The sequence below is a fragment of the Vibrio sp. HB236076 genome (assembly GCF_040957575.1).
Classification (GTDB): domain Bacteria; phylum Pseudomonadota; class Gammaproteobacteria; order Enterobacterales; family Vibrionaceae; genus Vibrio.
In genome coordinates, this window is the sequence record NZ_CP162601.1 from 1612213 (window position 1) to 1628482 (window position 16270).

At 45.1% G+C, this 16270-nt stretch carries 18 protein-coding genes; 8 read left to right on the plus strand and 10 right to left on the minus strand.

Annotated features, from left to right (window positions below):
- The first annotated feature begins 41 nt into the window (after positions 1 to 41).
- Positions 42 to 1106 carry a DUF3080 family protein gene (locus tag AB0763_RS07030; protein ID WP_306100040.1) on the plus strand — a complete coding sequence of 355 codons (1065 nt, stop codon included), beginning with the start codon at positions 42 to 44 and terminating at the stop codon, positions 1104 to 1106.
- A gap of 21 nt (positions 1107 to 1127) precedes the next feature.
- Here AB0763_RS07030 and AB0763_RS07035 read toward each other — a convergent pair whose 3' ends face one another.
- The 6 genes from AB0763_RS07035 to nrdH form a co-directional block, all read right to left on the minus strand.
- Positions 1128 to 2036 carry a DNA ligase gene (locus AB0763_RS07035; protein ID WP_306100041.1) on the minus strand — a complete coding sequence of 303 codons (909 nt, stop codon included), beginning with the start codon at positions 2034 to 2036 and terminating at the stop codon, positions 1128 to 1130.
- Between the two features lie 239 nt (positions 2037 to 2275).
- Positions 2276 to 2668 carry an ATP-binding protein gene (locus AB0763_RS07040; protein ID WP_306100042.1) on the minus strand — a complete coding sequence of 131 codons (393 nt, stop codon included), beginning with the start codon at positions 2666 to 2668 and terminating at the stop codon, positions 2276 to 2278.
- 188 nt (positions 2669 to 2856) lie between these two features.
- A complete protein-coding gene (gene nrdF, locus AB0763_RS07045) occupies positions 2857 to 3840 on the minus strand; it encodes a class 1b ribonucleoside-diphosphate reductase subunit beta (RefSeq protein ID WP_306100043.1) in 984 nt (327 codons plus the stop codon).
- On the minus strand, positions 3828 to 5963 hold the full coding sequence (gene nrdE / locus AB0763_RS07050) for a class 1b ribonucleoside-diphosphate reductase subunit alpha (RefSeq protein WP_306100044.1): 2136 nt from the start codon (positions 5961 to 5963) through the stop codon (positions 3828 to 3830). The genes nrdF and nrdE overlap by 13 nt, the downstream gene beginning before the upstream one ends.
- Positions 5956 to 6363 (minus strand): class Ib ribonucleoside-diphosphate reductase assembly flavoprotein NrdI, encoded by a 408-nt coding sequence (gene nrdI, locus AB0763_RS07055; protein WP_306100045.1) that lies wholly within the window; start codon positions 6361 to 6363, stop codon positions 5956 to 5958. The genes nrdE and nrdI overlap by 8 nt, the downstream gene beginning before the upstream one ends.
- Positions 6364 to 6379: 16 nt before the next feature.
- Positions 6380 to 6601: a glutaredoxin-like protein NrdH gene (nrdH, locus tag AB0763_RS07060; RefSeq protein ID WP_306100046.1), complete on the minus strand. Its 222-nt coding sequence runs from the start codon at positions 6599 to 6601 to the stop codon at positions 6380 to 6382.
- A gap of 233 nt (positions 6602 to 6834) precedes the next feature.
- Here nrdH and AB0763_RS07065 point away from each other — a divergent pair, with 233 nt between their 5' ends.
- From AB0763_RS07065 to AB0763_RS07090, 6 genes are read left to right on the plus strand one after another with little or no spacing between them, the layout of a single operon-like run.
- Positions 6835 to 7212 carry an iron-sulfur cluster assembly accessory protein gene (locus AB0763_RS07065; RefSeq protein WP_306100047.1) on the plus strand — a complete coding sequence of 126 codons (378 nt, stop codon included), beginning with the start codon at positions 6835 to 6837 and terminating at the stop codon, positions 7210 to 7212.
- Positions 7212 to 8675 (plus strand): Fe-S cluster assembly protein SufB, encoded by a 1464-nt coding sequence (gene sufB, locus AB0763_RS07070; protein ID WP_306100048.1) that lies wholly within the window; start codon positions 7212 to 7214, stop codon positions 8673 to 8675. Before AB0763_RS07065 ends, sufB begins: the two co-directional genes overlap by 1 nt.
- Before the next feature lie 7 nt (positions 8676 to 8682).
- The gene (gene sufC, locus AB0763_RS07075) at positions 8683 to 9429 is read left to right on the plus strand and encodes a Fe-S cluster assembly ATPase SufC (RefSeq protein WP_306100049.1); all 747 of its coding nucleotides are present in this window, start codon (positions 8683 to 8685) and stop codon (positions 9427 to 9429) included.
- On the plus strand, positions 9419 to 10672 hold the full coding sequence (gene sufD / locus AB0763_RS07080; RefSeq protein WP_306100050.1) for a Fe-S cluster assembly protein SufD: 1254 nt from the start codon (positions 9419 to 9421) through the stop codon (positions 10670 to 10672). Before sufC ends, sufD begins: the two co-directional genes overlap by 11 nt.
- A complete protein-coding gene (locus AB0763_RS07085; protein WP_306100051.1) occupies positions 10669 to 11895 on the plus strand; it encodes a SufS family cysteine desulfurase in 1227 nt (408 codons plus the stop codon). Before sufD ends, AB0763_RS07085 begins: the two co-directional genes overlap by 4 nt.
- 2 nt (positions 11896 to 11897) lie before the next feature.
- Positions 11898 to 12299, plus strand: a complete 402-nt coding sequence (locus AB0763_RS07090; RefSeq protein ID WP_306100052.1) for a SufE family protein — start codon at positions 11898 to 11900, stop codon at positions 12297 to 12299.
- A gap of 136 nt (positions 12300 to 12435) precedes the next feature.
- On the opposite strand, the gene AB0763_RS07095 is transcribed toward AB0763_RS07090, so the two are convergent.
- The 3 genes from AB0763_RS07095 to AB0763_RS07105 all read right to left on the minus strand — a co-directional run bounded on the left by AB0763_RS07095 (position 12436) and on the right by AB0763_RS07105 (position 15244).
- A complete protein-coding gene (locus AB0763_RS07095; RefSeq protein ID WP_306100053.1) occupies positions 12436 to 12708 on the minus strand; it encodes a YrhK family protein in 273 nt (90 codons plus the stop codon).
- A 189-nt stretch (positions 12709 to 12897) separates the two neighbouring features.
- A complete protein-coding gene (locus AB0763_RS07100) occupies positions 12898 to 13749 on the minus strand; it encodes a hypothetical protein (RefSeq protein WP_306100054.1) in 852 nt (283 codons plus the stop codon).
- Between the two features lie 124 nt (positions 13750 to 13873).
- Positions 13874 to 15244 carry a GGDEF domain-containing protein gene (locus tag AB0763_RS07105; protein WP_306100055.1) on the minus strand — a complete coding sequence of 457 codons (1371 nt, stop codon included), beginning with the start codon at positions 15242 to 15244 and terminating at the stop codon, positions 13874 to 13876.
- 122 nt (positions 15245 to 15366) lie between these two features.
- Here AB0763_RS07105 and AB0763_RS07110 point away from each other — a divergent pair, with 122 nt between their 5' ends.
- Positions 15367 to 15540: a hypothetical protein gene (locus AB0763_RS07110; protein WP_306100056.1), complete on the plus strand. Its 174-nt coding sequence runs from the start codon at positions 15367 to 15369 to the stop codon at positions 15538 to 15540.
- 184 nt (positions 15541 to 15724) lie between these two features.
- Here the strand turns inward: AB0763_RS07110 and AB0763_RS07115 are convergent, their stop codons facing one another.
- Positions 15725 to 16261, minus strand: a complete 537-nt coding sequence (locus AB0763_RS07115; RefSeq protein WP_306100057.1) for a nucleotidyltransferase family protein — start codon at positions 16259 to 16261, stop codon at positions 15725 to 15727.
- Positions 16262 to 16270 lie beyond the last annotated feature (9 nt).

The following is a 16270-nucleotide window of genomic DNA, read 5'->3' on the forward strand; positions in this document are numbered from 1 at the left end:
AGTGCAGCGTACGGCACCTGTTACGATGAGGAGAAACGGTCATGTCTTTTTTATTCAACGTCTCCCCAGTCAAGCGAATAGAGTGTGCTTCATTAGTAATAGCAAAAAAATTACTACGCGTATTACTGGTTGTGGTGGCAAGCGGTTTACTTAGCGCCTGCCAGTGGCACAGCCCTGAAGATGACTTTATCGAATATGCCGCGCGCTTATCGAGAGTATTGACTGTGACGTCGCCCGAGGCACCTCAAGAACAAGATAGCGCTCTGCCCTCAAAGCGCCACCTCATTTTAACCATTCCAAGACGAAGTATGGGACTGATTGACAGTTACGCATTAAGAGCCTGTGGCTTATTTCAAATCATTGCGCAAAAAAATGCGTCATTAGGGAAAGTACAAGACCCATTTCGCGACTTTGATTATCAAACCGAGTTTTTATTCACGTTGAATCAGTGTCAAAAATCAAGTTCACTAAGCCAAGCGCAATACCATCTGCTCGATGAGATAAAACAACAAAAGTATGAGGATATGATGGCTCATTTTCACAACCTTCTCTTAGGCAGTGAGGCAATGAGGCACCAGTTAATGGCGTCACTCTGGTTTAGCGATAGCCAAGAGTATTATTTTGACGACGTTAAGCAGGCATGGCAGGCCTTAACTGCGCTGCACACTCTCATTATCAAGGCGCAGTTCGACCAAATAAAGCCCACAAAATTGGTTCACTTTCAAGAAGCGCTTGAAAAGTCTGAGTTGATTGGCCGACTCACCTACTCATTACAACGCAGTGCACTTTGGCTCGACACCAGCAGCCACATATTGCGCTCGAATCAAGACAAAATTCCCTGTGGCGCGCAACGAGATAAGACCCGAGTGACCCGCTTGAACAATGTGTTACACCACTATTATGCCCCGACCATTCAAAGCTATACCGCCTCGTTAAACCGTGCATACCTAAATCTGTCGCCCTTTCTAGAGCCAGTACGGTACGCGCTAAATCAAGTTCAGCACCAACTGGCTCTTGACCACGCCTTTCAACAATTTAAACAAGCCAATCTTGCTCATGTTAATGCATGGCAAAGCATTCAGCGTCGTTGTCTGCCTCAACCCTAGCTATGGTGGCAATTAACAGCACTAAGGCGGTATCACAGTGGTAACCCGTTGATGTTCCCTTGAAGCATAACGCCAAAATCGAGCAAACCGAGGAAGCCCATTGTCAGTAACCCCATTGTGGCGAATCGTGATGACACTGCCAATTTCGGGCGGCATTTGTCGTAAATCATCGCTTAAACCGCTGCCCACTCTAAGAACTAAGCCAGAGGATGTACGGGTGATCAAAGCGCCAACTTTTCCTTTTAAGCGCCCTTTTCCTTCCGCATAACCAATGACCGTCACTTCGCTGTCTTGATACGCTTTTACCTTGAGAAAGCCATGGCTTCGGCCAGGTTGATATGAGTTGTGCCAATTTCTCAGCATGACCCCTTCACCTTGAGCAGCAGTAATGTTATCAAGCGTATCAGCAAGGTGCTTTTTGTCGTAAACGGGCTGATACGCGGCTAACAAAAGATGCGAAGAAGACTGATGTTGAAACCAAGCAGACAACTCGGCGTAGCGTTGTGAAAAGGGCGTGTTACGCTGTGGCATATCAAATAACACAAAACGGATCTGACGCCAAGCTTTGAGGTTGGGCTGATGATCAAACACGGTCTGTTGAACAGTAGAAAAGTGGTTGCGGCCAGCCCACAATTCGCCTTCGACGGGCCAAGGTGGCAAGTCAGCATACCATTTAGGTGGCAATGTAATAATGTGCCCATGTCGAGTCCGCATCTGTTTGCCATCCCAATAACCGCGAACCCCATCGTATTTTTCACTCCACCAATAATCTTGCCAGTTAAGCTCTTGCCCGTGCTGGTAAGTCGATGCCAATGCCAGTGGCGGCATTGAAAAATGAGTAGCAACAAGCAAAGACTCTTGATTCGCTTGTCCCGGACTGGGGGACGACCACAATGCCAACAACGCCAAGGCAATCACTGTTTTTTGCATTTTCATTCCTCGCTAAACGATCGATAGCGAAAGGAAAAATAAACGTGAAGGTATCGCATTAACCCCATCGCCAAGAGACGGCAATATTAGCAAGCCCCCTGGCCTGAAATTGCCTCGGTATTTCTCGAGTGTGACGATACCAACAAGGATTACGACTTATAGAACAAAACCCAACAGCCATCATCACTACACTGTTCACAAATAATGACTGTTCACAAAAACACGGTCAGCAATCACAATTATTGCTGGACTTCTTGCCAGCGCTTTTTCATCTTTCTCATCGTTTCAGGGGGAACATCGTGAATGGATTGGAATTGTTGACGACAGACCAGGATGTCAAGCTCAACCTTTAATTGCTTCGCCAGACGTAAATACGGTTTTAACTCCCAATACTCGACAAAGGTATTACTGACGATAACACTCTTACCCTCGCTTAAGGCTTGGTTCGCCTGGTCAAAGCACCATTGATGAGCTTGAGATAGCAGAAAGGGCTTAAAACAATACTCACCGCTTTGATTGATGAAGTACATATCCGCTTCAATATGAAAGGCGTTCGATGTTTGTTGTAACTGTTTGGCCAAGGTACTTTTCCCTGAACCGGGCAAGCCGCGAATTAAAGTCAATTGTTGCATGGCATTTATCGTTGCGTTCTTGTTGCAAAAACTTACTGTACCACAGTTTCCCATCGACGTATGACGCCTTGTCGACACGGGGCTCGGGTTCACGTTGCTTTTTCTTTTGCCCATTATGGTAAGAAAAAAAGCCCCCAAACCGTTGGAGGCTGTATTTCACTGTATTATGCCAACATAGGGAAGTCGGCTTAAAAATCCCAATCTTCGTCTTCTGTGGCCACCGCCTGACCGATGACATAAGAAGAACCCGAGCCAGAAAAGAAATCGTGATTCTCATCGGCGTTGGGCGACAGCGATGCCATGATAGCGGGGTTAACTTGGCACAACTCATCGGGAAACAAGCCTTCAAATCCCAAATTCATCAATGCTTTATTAGCATTATAGTGCAAAAAGGTTTTCACCTCTTCGGTTAAGCCCATGCCATCGTAAAGGCTTTGTGCATATTCACTTTCAATGGCATAAAGATCGAACATCAAATCAAAGGCAAAACTTTTCAGTGTTTCTTGCTCAGACTCTGGCAAAGCTTGATATTGCTTTTGGAATTTATAACCGATGTAGTAACCGTGTACTGCCTCATCGCGAATGATCAAACGGATCAAATCGGCGGTATTGGTTAACTTGCCGCGGCTAGACCAATACATAGGTAAATAAAAGCCCGAATAAAACAAAAAGCTCTCTAGGAAAACACTGGCAATTTTTTTCTTCAGTGGTGATTCCGTCGCTTGGTATTCATTGAGGATCAAGGACGCTTTTTGTTGCAAATGCTCATTTTCTTCAGACCAGCGAAACGCTTCATCTATTTGGCGCGTGGTACACAATGTAGAGAACACCGAAGAGTAGCTACGCGCATGCACCGCTTCCATAAAAGCGATGTTGGTTAACACCGCTTCTTCATGAGGCGTTTGTGCATCCGGCATCAAAGAAGGCGCCCCCACCGTGTTTTGAATGGTGTCTAACAGGGTCAGACCGGTAAAGACACGGATAGTCAACTCCTGCTCTTGCTCAGTTAACTGTTGCCACGTTGGAATATCATTTGACAAAGGCACCTTTTCGGGTAACCAAAAATTCACGGTTAAACGGTTCCAAATTTCCAAGTCTTTATCGTCTTGTAAACGGTTCCAGTTGATCGCTTTAGATATTTTCGCCGTGATTGGTTGCTCTACAGACTGCATGATACACATCCCTCGATTTGCGTGCCTTCTAACGCTTGTTGTCTTAAACGAATGTAATAAATGGTTTTAATGCCCTTGGTCCAAGCATAAATTTGTGCCTTGTTGATATCGCGCGTGGTCACGGTATCTTTAAAGAACAAAGTGAGCGATAAACCTTGGTCGACGTAACGACTGGCAACGGCATAAGTATCAATGATCGCCTTAGCACCAATGTCGTAAGCGTCTTGATAATACTCAAGGTTGTCTTGAGACATATACGGCGCAGGGTAATAAACTCGCCCTATTTTACCTTCTTTACGAATTTCGATTTTCGCGGTGATCGGATGAATTGACGCCGTTGAGTTATTGATATAGCTGATCGAACCCGTCGGTGGCACGGCTTGTAAGTTGCGGTTAAATAAACCGTGTGCTTGTACCGATTCTGCTAGCGCTTGCCATTGCTCGGTTGTTGGCACCTCAAACTGAAATGTACTGAGCAAGGTGCGAACTTTCTCGGTCTTGGCCTCAATCGGTTCACTGACATAAGAGTGGAAAAATTCACCGCTGGCATAGGTCGACTCAGAAAAACCTTTAAAACTCTCACCGCGTTCTATGGCCAATTGATTTGAAGCGCGCAAACAATGAAACAAGACCGTGGCAAAATAGACATTGGTAAAATCTAAGGCCTCATCACTGCCATAATGCATACGCTCACGAGCTAAAAAGCCATGTAAGTTCATTTGGCCAAGACCAATGGCATGGCTATCGTCATTGCCTTTGCGCACCGAGGGGACACTGTCAATTGCGCTCATTTCCGAAACGGCGGTCAACGCGCGAATCGCGCACTCTACCGATTGGGCAATATTGTTACCATCCATCACTTTCGCAATGTTTAATGAACCGAGATTACAAGAGATGTCACTGCCGAGATGACGATAAGACAAATCATCTTCAAAGGTTGACGCTTCATTGACCTGTAGAATTTCCGAACACAAGTTTGACATCGAAATTCGACCGGCGATCGGATTGGCTTTGTTCACCGTATCTTCGAACATCAAATATGGGTAGCCAGATTCAAATTGAACTTCAGCCAAATTCTGGAAGAACTGACGGGCATTGATTTTTTTCTTGCGGATACGCGAGTCATCCACCAAGCTCTCGTAATGTTCCGTCACGGAGATTTCCGACATCGGCTTACCGTAAATACGCTCAACATCGTACGGCGAAAACAGATACATATCTTTATTTTGCTTGGCTAGTTCAAACGTTACATCAGGGATCACGACCCCTAAGCTCAACGTTTTAATGCGGATTTTTTCATCGGCATTTTCGCGCTTGGTATCGAGAAAGGTCAAAATGTCTGGGTGGTGAGCGTTGAGGTACACCGCACCGGCCCCTTGACGCGCACCGAGTTGATTGGCATAAGAGAAACTGTCCTCGAGTAACTTCATGACCGGTACAACCCCAGAAGATTGATTTTCAACCCCTTTGATTGGTGCACCTTGCTCACGTAAGTTCGTCAAACACAAAGCGACCCCACCGCCGCGTCGAGACAATTGTAAAGACGAGTTGATTGCTCGGCCTATGCTTTCCATGTTGTCTTCGATGCGCAACAAGAAACACGAGATCAATTCACCGCGACTTTTCTTACCAGCATTGATAAAGGTTGGGGTCGCCGGCTGGAAGCGACCGGATAGAATTTCTTCCACCAGGTGCAGAGCAAAATCGGTGTTGCCACGTGCCAACGTCAGTGACGTCATCACCACTCGGTCTTCAAAGCGCTCTAAGTATCGCTTGCCATCCCACGTTTTTAGCGCATAAGAGGTGTAAAACTTATACGCCCCCAAAAAAGTGGTAAAGCGAAATTTTCGCTCGTAAGCGGTCGCCCAAATTGATTCAATATCCTGCCATTGATATTGCTCGAGTACCGAGTGATCGTAGTAATTTTCTTCAACTAAGTAGTCGATTTTTTCTTTGAGGTTATGAAAGAAAACCGTATTTTGGTTAACGTGCTGTAAGAAATACTGACGCACTGATTGCTTGTCCGCCTCGAATTGAATTTGCCCATTCGAATCCAATAGGTTGAGCATGGCATTGAGAGCGTGATAATCCAGCGCGTCGGAGGTAAAACTGTGTTTATTCATTATTGTGTTCCCAAAAGCGTGTTAAGCCTTGTTTAACTCGTGTGACATCATTGTCGGTACCGGCAAGCTCAAAGCGGTACAATACCGGCACCTGACATTTTTCAGCAATAATATCGCCAGCACGAGCAAACCAAACTCCAAAGTTGCGATTGCCACTGCCTATCACCCCCCTTAACCATTGTCTATTTTGTGGCTGATTAAGAAAGTGGATCACAGACTTAGGGACGGCGCCGCGGCCTTGACCGTCGGCGTAACTAGGACAAACCAAGACAAAGGGTTTGGCCATAAGAGGCGTTTGTGCATGCGCCTCGATCGGCAGGCGCATTGCATCGAGGTTCAATCGTTCGACAAAACGTTGAGTATTTCCAGATTGACTGGAAAAGTAGACCAAATCTGCCATGGTGTGACCGCAGCGATTAAGATAACGCGTTGATCAAGTCGGGACGAAAGCCTGACCAATGCTGCTCGCCGGCCAAAACGACGGGGACTTGACGATACCCTTGCGCTTGTACCCACTGAGTGGCTTCTTGATCCTTTGTTAAGTCAACAACCTCATGTACAATCCCTTTTTTATCTAGCGCTTTACTGGTTGCAACGCACTGAACACAACCGGGTTTTGAATAAAGAACGACTTTCATGACACTCCCCAAAAACGTGTTTAATGATAATATCTCTCATTATCATATCTATATGTAGTATGTAATTTCAAGTTAAAAATCTATATATTGTGTTCTTTACGTGAATTAAGAATTAATATCAATAAAGTTTTACCTATCAATACAAGAGGGATGATAGGTAAAAACCACACTAAATCCACGGTTGAAATTAAAACTATAAAGACTATCATTGTCGTAATTAGAAGGAGAAAGCCATGGTAGAACAACACAAATCAGAAGATTCCGTTGCTGAGTTCTCACCAACAGATAATCAATGGCAAGGTATAACCCTAACCGAAGCAGCCGCTAAGCGAGTTAACGAGCTTACCGATGAGGGTCAGTGGATTCGCATGTCAGTGAAATCCTCTGGTTGTACCGGTTATGCTTATGTATTAGGCATGGCCGATGAGATAACGGCAAACGACCTCGTTTATCAATCTCACGGTGCAAGCCTGTTGGTGGCAGCAGAAGCAATGCCATTTATCGATGGCACTGAAGTCGATTTTGTACAACAAGGTTTAAACCAAACCTTTGTTTACAACAATCCCAATGTAACAGCCGAATGCGGTTGCGGAGAGAGTTTTGGTGTGTAATGAGTGATGTAAATATTCAAGAAGATGTGCAAGAAGCATTGAAACGCGAGAAATATCGCGAAGGTTTCTATACACAACTAGACAATGATACTTTAGAGCACGGTATCAACGAAGACGTAGTCAGAGCCATTTCTGCCAAGCGTAACGAACCTGAATGGATGTTAGAATTCCGTTTGGAAGCGTATCGCCTGTGGACGGAGATGGAAGAGCCACATTGGTTAAAAGCCGATTACCCTGAGCTTAATTATCAAGACTACAGTTACTACTCTGCCCCAACTTGTGGCAAGTGCGAAGGCGATGCGGCAGACGACGGCAGTAACGAGTTCTTAACCAAAGAAGTCGAAGATGCATTTGAGCAACTCGGCGTTCCTGTTCGCGAAGGCCAAGAAATTGCGGTTGATGCAATCTTTGACTCGGTTTCGGTTACCACAACCTACCGCGAGTCCCTAAAAGAACAAGGCATTATTTTCTGTTCATTTAGCGAAGCCATTCAAGAATACCCAGAACTGGTGAAAAAGTACCTAGGTACTGTGGTTCCGCCAAAAGACAACTTCTTCGCAGCACTCAACGCAGCTGTCGCCTCAGATGGATCGTTTATCTACGTACCACCTGGTGTGCGCTGTCCGCGTGAGCTGTCTACTTATTTCCGCATTAACCAAGCGAAAACCGGTCAGTTCGAACGCACGATTTTAGTTGCCGATGAAGGCGCTTATGTCAGCTATATCGAAGGGTGTTCGGCTCCGGTTCGCGACAGTTATCAGTTGCACGCCGCCGTGGTTGAAGTCATTGTCCACAAAGATGCGGAAGTAAAATACTCAACCGTACAAAACTGGTTCTCAGGTGAAGAAGGCAGCAAAGGCGGCATTCTCAACTTTGTGACCAAACGCGCCTTGTGTGAAGGCAGCAACAGCAAGATGTCTTGGACCCAATCCGAAACGGGCTCAGCGATCACTTGGAAATACCCAAGCGTGATCCTCAAAGGTGATAACTCGGTCGGCGAGTTCTACTCTGTGGCTCTGACCAGTGGCGATCAACGCGCCGATACCGGCACAAAAATGATTCATATTGGTAAAAATACCCGTTCGACCATTATCTCTAAAGGGATCTCCGCTGGTAAAAGTGAAAACAGCTACCGTGGCTTGGTGAAAGTCTTGCCAACAGCGGAAGGCGCTCGTAACTTTACTCAGTGTGATTCTATGTTGATCGGTGGTGAGTGTGGTGCGCATACTTTCCCATATGTCGAAGTGAAACACCCTTCTGCTCATATTGAACACGAAGCGACGACATCGCGCATTGGCGAAGATCAACTTTTTTACTGTGTTCAACGTGGCATTTCAGAAGAAGATGCGATTTCAATGATCGTCAATGGCTTCTGTAAAGACGTCTTTTCTGAGCTCCCACTTGAGTTCGCCGTTGAAGCACAAAAACTTCTTTCTATCAGTCTTGAACATAGCGTAGGTTAATATCATCATGCTAACTATCGAAAATTTACATACCAGTGTCGACGATAACGACATCCTAAAAGGCATTAACCTGACGGTAAAACCAGGCGAAGTCCACGCCATCATGGGGCCAAACGGCTCTGGTAAAAGTACTCTATCTGCCACACTAGCCGGTAAAGAAGACTACGAAATCACGGCTGGCAGCATTGAATTTAACGGCAAAGACCTCGCTGAACTCGATGCGGATGAACGTGCTGGCGAAGGCGTTTTCTTGGCATTTCAATACCCAGTAGAAATCCCTGGTGTCAGCAACAAGCTGTTCTTAAACACCGCGCTAAACGGCATTCGCGAATACCAAGGCAAAGGCCCTATCGACCGTTTTGACTTTGAAGATCTATTAGAAGAAAAAGCCCAGCTGCTGAAAATGCCAGCAAAACTTCTAGACCGCTCAGTCAACGAAGGCTTTTCTGGTGGTGAGAAAAAACGCAACGACATTCTGCAAATGGCGGTCCTAGAGCCTAAACTGTGCATTCTCGATGAAACCGACTCCGGCCTAGATATCGATGCATTGAAAGCCGTGTCTGAGGGTGTCAACGCACTGAGAAATGAAGATCGTTCATTCATCATTGTCACTCACTACCAAAGAATTCTTGACTACATCCAACCTGATTACGTCCATGTTCTTTACCAAGGTAAAATCATCAAATCAGGCGATCACACACTAGCTCATGAGTTGGAGAAAAAAGGTTATGGTTGGATCATCGGTGAAGAATAACACAAGCACGGCATTAGAACGTTTGCAACAGCTCGTGCCTGAATCACCAAGACAACAATCGTTTTGGCAACAATTCAGCGAGATGGAGTTGCCTCACGTCAAGCACGAAGATTGGAAGTACACCCCGGTTGCTCCTTTTTACGATCAGGCATTCACAGCGCCAGTCAAAGAAGCAGGCGACCCACAGACGATTGAAATCATTAATCAATTAGCACTCAAACTTGACGATGCTTACCGATTGATCTTCATCAATGGTCAATTTTGTGTTCGTTACTCAGATTGGATTCCTAAAATCACGGTGAGCCAACACGGCAGTGAAGACGCCCTTGCTTTGCCTGACAGTGTCAACACAGAAGCCATGGCAACCTTGACGGAAGCCATTAGCAACGAAAGCGTTACTATTGATGTACCTGCGCGTCATGTGGTGGACAAACCTATCTACGTGATCAACTTAAACAGTGGCCAGCAAGGCGATATTAGCACCCTACGCGTACACGTACGTTTAGGACAACAGGCTGAAGCGTGCCTTGTCGAGCATCATGTTGCTCAATCAGATGCACAAGGCGTTACCTTGTCACGTATTACGTTTGACTGCCAAGATGCCGCGCATTTAGAGCACATTAAGGTGATTGAGCAAGCCAGTCATCAACAACATTATGCGCACAACGACATGCGCGCCGCTCGTGATGCGAATGCGAAATCGACCACCTTGCTGCTCAACGCGCAGATTGCTCGTCATCAAACCAGTTCAATTTTAACTGGCAATAATGGTGAGGTGAACATGAACAGCCTTGCTCTGCCCGTTGAAGATAAAGTATTTGACACACGGACTTTCTTGCGTCATCAATCCCCACACTGCCAAAGCTATCAGTTGCACAAAGTCATTAGTAACGACAAAGCAACCGGTGTTTTTGACGGTATGATCTACGTTGATGTCGGCGCAGAAAAGACTGACGGCCAGATGGATAACCACAACTTGCTGCTCAGCGACAACGCTAGCGTAAACAGTAAGCCAAAATTGGAAATCTATACTGACGACGTAAAATGCAGTCACGGTGCGACAACAGGTCAGCTCGACAAAGATCAAATTTTCTACTTGCAAGCTCGTGGTATTCCAAAAGCACAAGCAGAAAAAATCATTACTTTTGCGTTTGCGGCTGAAGTAACGGAAACCATAGGAAATGATGTGATCAAGTCACTGTTATCGCAAAAAGTTGAGCAGTACCTAGCGGAGCAACTATGAGCAAAATAAGCAGTCCTTGGCGACAAGACTTTCCGATGACAAACCAAACGGTTCACAACAAACCTTTGGTTTATCTCGATACCGCAGCCAGTGCCTTAACCCCGCAATGCGTGATTGATAAAATCGATAAATTTTATCAACAAGGTTACGCTAACGTGCATCGCGGTATTCATCACTTGAGCTCGCAAGCGACTCAAGCGATGGAGCAAGTGCGTCATGATTGTGCTCAATTTTTGTCGGCAGCCAGTGAGAAGAACATCATTTTCACCTCTGGCACCACCGCGTCGATCAATCATATTGCGCAAAGCTTTGTGCAAAGTCAGTGTCAAGCCGGTGATGAGATCATCATCACCGAGCTCGAGCATCACGCCAATATTGTTCCTTGGCAGATGATGGCAGAGATGGCGGGTATTGAAATCAAGGTATGGCCTATCAATGCTGAGGGTGAACTTAAACTCGAGCAGCTCAAGCCACTACTGAGCAGTAAAACCAAATTACTCGCAATGAGCCAGCTGTCTAATGTTCTCGGAGTGCACACTCCTGTTAAAGAAGCCATTGCACTGGCAAAGAGCGTCAAGGCAGCAACGTTAATCGACGGTGCTCAAGGCGCCCTGCACCACGCAGTGGACGTCAGTGAACTCGACTGCGATTTTTATGTATTTTCTGGTCACAAACTCTACGGACCGACCGGTATTGGTGTTCTGTACATGCACCAGCGTTGGTTTGACGCTCTGCCTCCTTGGCACGGCGGCGGTGCCATGATTGATAAAGTGTGCTTACCTACCGGTACCACGTATCAAGATGCGCCGTGGAAGTTTGAGACGGGAACGCCACATGTCGCAGGGATACTTGGACTGGGTGCGGCACTCGAATACATCCGTCAATGCGGTTGGTCTGCCATTGAAGCCCATCAAACGCGCTTGATGAACTATGCCCTAGAGCAACTAAAAAATATCGACCAAATAACCATTTACGGTCCCCAGAACACGGCACCTTCTGGTATGATATCGTTTAACCTAGGCTCTCATCACGCTTTTGATGTCGGCAGCTTCTTAGATCGTTATGGCGTAGCGATCCGTACGGGTCACCACTGCGCTATGCCGCTGTTGCAACGGTTAGAAGTTCCAGCGGTTTGTCGAGCATCTTTTGGTATATACAATGATCAACAAGATGTCGATGTCTTAGTCGATAGCCTAAAACGAACGCTGACTTTATTAGGATGATCATGACTCCAGACAAATTGAAAAAGAATTTTTCGCGTTGCCCGGATTGGGAAGAAAAATATTTATATCTGATTGAACTCGGTGACCGCTTTGCCACTTTAGATGAAGCATTTCATACTGAAGAATACTTAGTTCCTGGTTGCCAGAGCCAAGTTTGGGTTACTCTGTCTGTCGAGGATGAAAAAATCGTACTCAACGCCTCGAGTGACGCGGCAATTGTACGTGGCTTATTGGCTTTACTTGTCATTGCTTTTGATGGTCAACCACTGTCTGATGCGCGAGCTTTTGATCTCAAAGGCTGGTTTGCTGAGTTGGACTTAGAGTCTCATTTAACGCCGACTCGTACCATGGGATTAAATGCCATCGTCAACCACGTAAAAGCCTTGACCGACCAGCACAGTTAATCTTTTTCAGTTAACATCGATTCAAAGCGGCGTGAGGTGTCCTCCTCACGCCGCTTTTTTCTGCTTAAATCCTGACCCTACTACCCCATTGATTCAACCTTGAGCGATGAATCTCAGTCCGTATTGAAAGCGCTAGCTATGACGTTGCGTTTATTTGCCGCTCTCTTATTCTGCGCACGTGAACAAGGCCCGCTAAATTAATCATCGGCTTAATCAGCAATTGGGCACTGCCGACAATAAATAGCCAAGTACCGCTTGTCACTAACTGATCGCTGAGAAAGAAAAAACTGCCAATCAAAAACCAAATCGCAATCAATAAGTCATTGACACTTGAAAAAAACGAATAGCGCTGCTGAATAATAAAGTGTTCATGACCAAGATCAAATTCCAAACGCGTTGAAGATTTCACAGACTCTCCTTGTTCGTCGTCACTGTGCTAATTTTGTCTCTACTCAGGACCAAGTAAAAAGAGAGTACAAAATAGCGTTAAGAGGTTCGACTAAATTACCATTGTCAAAGTGACTAAGTAAATGATGTTATTATCTTAAAATCCAGTTAAAACCACCTACTTTAACCACACGGATTTCGCACAGTGGACTTATGTCTTACCTTCTGTGGTTAACGGTATTTGCGTTTGCCAATCCGCGATATAAGGATAAAGCCATTTGTCTTGTTGCAATAGCCACCAGAGTCGTTCTTGCATAATGACTTGGGGGCGTGAGAACAACACCGTTTGTAGATGTTCACGGTAGCCGACTTTGGTTCTTACACTGATGTTCAACACCCACCCTTGATGGCTTTGTTGAGCGGTGAGAGTCAAGTGGCAATTTGGAAGGACGGAGTTTGTCAGCGATGAAGAGGTCAACGAAGCCGCTTTGTGTTTTTCAGACTTAACGAGTCTTTCACGCGGTGACCAGTGAATGGTTCTATTAACCGTCATCGCACGTTGTTGAAACGCTCGCTTAAAGGCCGTTATTTCTGCCTGTATGTTTTTCGAATCCAATAACTTATCAGAGCGAAATACCCTAACTTTACTCTCGTCGCCGGGTATCGCCAACCACAAGGTTTCCATTCCTATCTTGGGTGCGAACGGCAAGGTAATGAGACCGGTCGCGATATTCAATCCGTACAAGCCGACTTTATCTCGCCACGTGAGCTTTGAAAGTGGTGCCGAACTCTCGGTAAGCTGGGCCAGTTGTCGCACTCTCGTATTCACCTCACCAACCGCGTAATGGTGAGTAAAAACCAACAGGGTAAACATTAGAAATAACCCTAACAGACGGCTCAAAATGTGCTTGTGTTGTGAAAAATGGTAAGGGAGTACAATCACACACAAACCGGTAAACAACAAGGCGCTGTAAAAGGCCTCGAAGACCAATAGCCACAAAACCGCCAAGACCAACACGCTAAAGACCAACCAAAACGGTAACGACACTAACTTTATATACATAAGTAACTCTCTGTTTACTTTGGTATTTAAAGCATAGCAGTCAATAGCGTTTTCGGTAGGTATCCATAACTTTTTTATGGCGTTGTCACTGTTGCCTTGATAGCTGTTAAGCTTTGCAGCTTTGTTAAAGCGCACAGCAAGTTTGATTTCGCCCTGAGTGCTTAGCTTGGTACAAGGCCCTATCAACCCGGCTTATCCAGTTTTCTAATGATTCACCATTTTGGTATTGCCCTAAACCAACACTAATGGTAACGGCGGGTGAAAAAGACATGGCCTCAACGGATGCCCTTAAACGCTCAGCCAACACTTGCGCTTTAGCCTGCTCACAGCCTGGTACAATAACACTGAACTCTTCACCACCAATACGATACACATGCTCTTCGCCGCGCAATTGTTGTTTAAGAATAGACGCAAGCTTAATAAGACACTGGTCACCAACCTGGTGTCCATGCTGATCATTAATTGCTTTGAAGTGATCAATATCAAGTATAATTAGACTTAACGGCTGGCCACGTTGCGCTGCACTAACCTGCTGCTTTAAATGCTCATCCCATTGGTGACGATTGTATATTTGAGTAAGCTTATCCAAGGTCGCCAATTGAATAAGTTGTGTTTCTATTGCTTTTCGAGAGGTAATTTCAACGGATAAACGATGCATCAGCGTGCGCAAATCGCGTTCTAGCTCGGCTAAATCATCGTTACACTCAAGTTTGTCATCAAGGCCAAGAGGGTCATGACTCTCACTACTAATCACCTTATTCTTATCAATCGCTTGATATAAATGTCCGACTTTCCATTTGAGGCGACCAATACGCGTTTTTATTAAAGCAATGACCGAAAAGGTCAAATATAACCCCGACAGAAATGCGGCGATGCCTAGTAATCCGTTGACCCAAATAAATTGATGCTCCTGCTTGAACGTGTTGAGTGCCGCATCTTGGGTAAATTGCTGAATCGCGTTGAGTAACCGCTTTGCCTCTTGATCTAACCTTTGCGCTCTTTGCTCAAGCTCAATTAACCGCGCCTCGCTCGGTTGTCGGCTTTTAATGGTATCGATCAGCAAATCTTCAAATTGTAATGACTTGCGTTGATATTCCGAGAGCTCCCTCATGACATTACGGTGCAACTTTGCATCAATGGTGACCTTTTCTTCAGCCAGTTTTTGCCGAATCATACCAATGGCCTGCTGCAGCAACAGTTTAATTTGATGCTTTTGCCATAACGCTTGCTTAGTTTGATCGTCCAAATGGGCATCGCTCAGTTGATGCTTTTCAAACAAAAGATGCTGACGCAACTGAATCATTTCAACTTGAGTCACCAAGTGACTGATGGGGATATCTAATGTTGAAATCTGCCTGATTTCTTTATCAATAGTGTTCAAACGAACCATTGAATAGAGAATCACAACAAAAAGGAAACTGAGAAGAAGGATAAACAAGCCGCTAATTTTTCGGTTTATCGAGGCATTAAACCACTGTCTGATAATCATACTCATTTTATGTATCAATTTTCTCAAATCCTACCACATTTCAATTGTTTTGGATTTAGCTTGATTAAGCTCAGTATAAGCCTTTACTATTTAAACTTATTTTAGCCTTATCAATCAAGGAGATCACCATGCATTGTCCGGCTTGTGAGCAAACAATTGACTGGGCGTTTTTACAAGATGACGACATTGAAGCAAACCAACTTTTTGAGTGCCCGCATTGTGAAGAGGCGCTGCGTTATCAAATCGATGAAGGCACTTATTTAGGCGCGCAACATATCACCATTGAGGTCGTGGATGAGTAATACCAAAGGTCACTAAACGCCATGGCGCTGATGTCAAGCATGCTCAGGCAAACGACGCCAGGGTATCAGAATAAGTGAGTTCGCCTTAAAGAAATGCTAAGTAACTCATACGACTCTCACTCATCGGTTGAGCAGGAAATTCTCATTCACAGGGCGGAGACAGATGAATAAAAGAACATTCCTCCTAATACACCACTTTCAGACGCTGCCAATGCTTCAACCAAGATTTTGCTTGCACTCTTTGATCAAAAATTTCCTTTGAGCGTTTCGGGTTATGCGTTAGCTCTAAATTAAAGAGCGAATCAAAACCAAAAGCTGCAACACATTCAAAACTATCACTATTTATCATTCTGATTGCTATGGCAGTTTCTTTTTCAGGCCAGTAGCTCATCGCATCAAGTGAACTTTTGTATGGTTTATCACCATTTCTCGAATGCATATAGGCTTGATTCCGCACTTGCCAATTTATGCTCGGCATTGCATTTGTTAATATCTGCTCATAATATTTATATGCATCAAGATTCTCTTCTGATGTGTCAAAATATATAATATCAACATCGTTCAGTGGCGTTGGCTCTGTGAAGCCGTGTAGAGAGTCCCAAACCAAATTCCTAACAAAACCAGCAGCAACATAGCAATCTGGTAAGTTCAACTGAGAGGTATGAAACAGCACTTGTTTTCTAATGCTGTCAGCTTGTATCAGGTCAATGATCTTTTCCAATACTTCCTC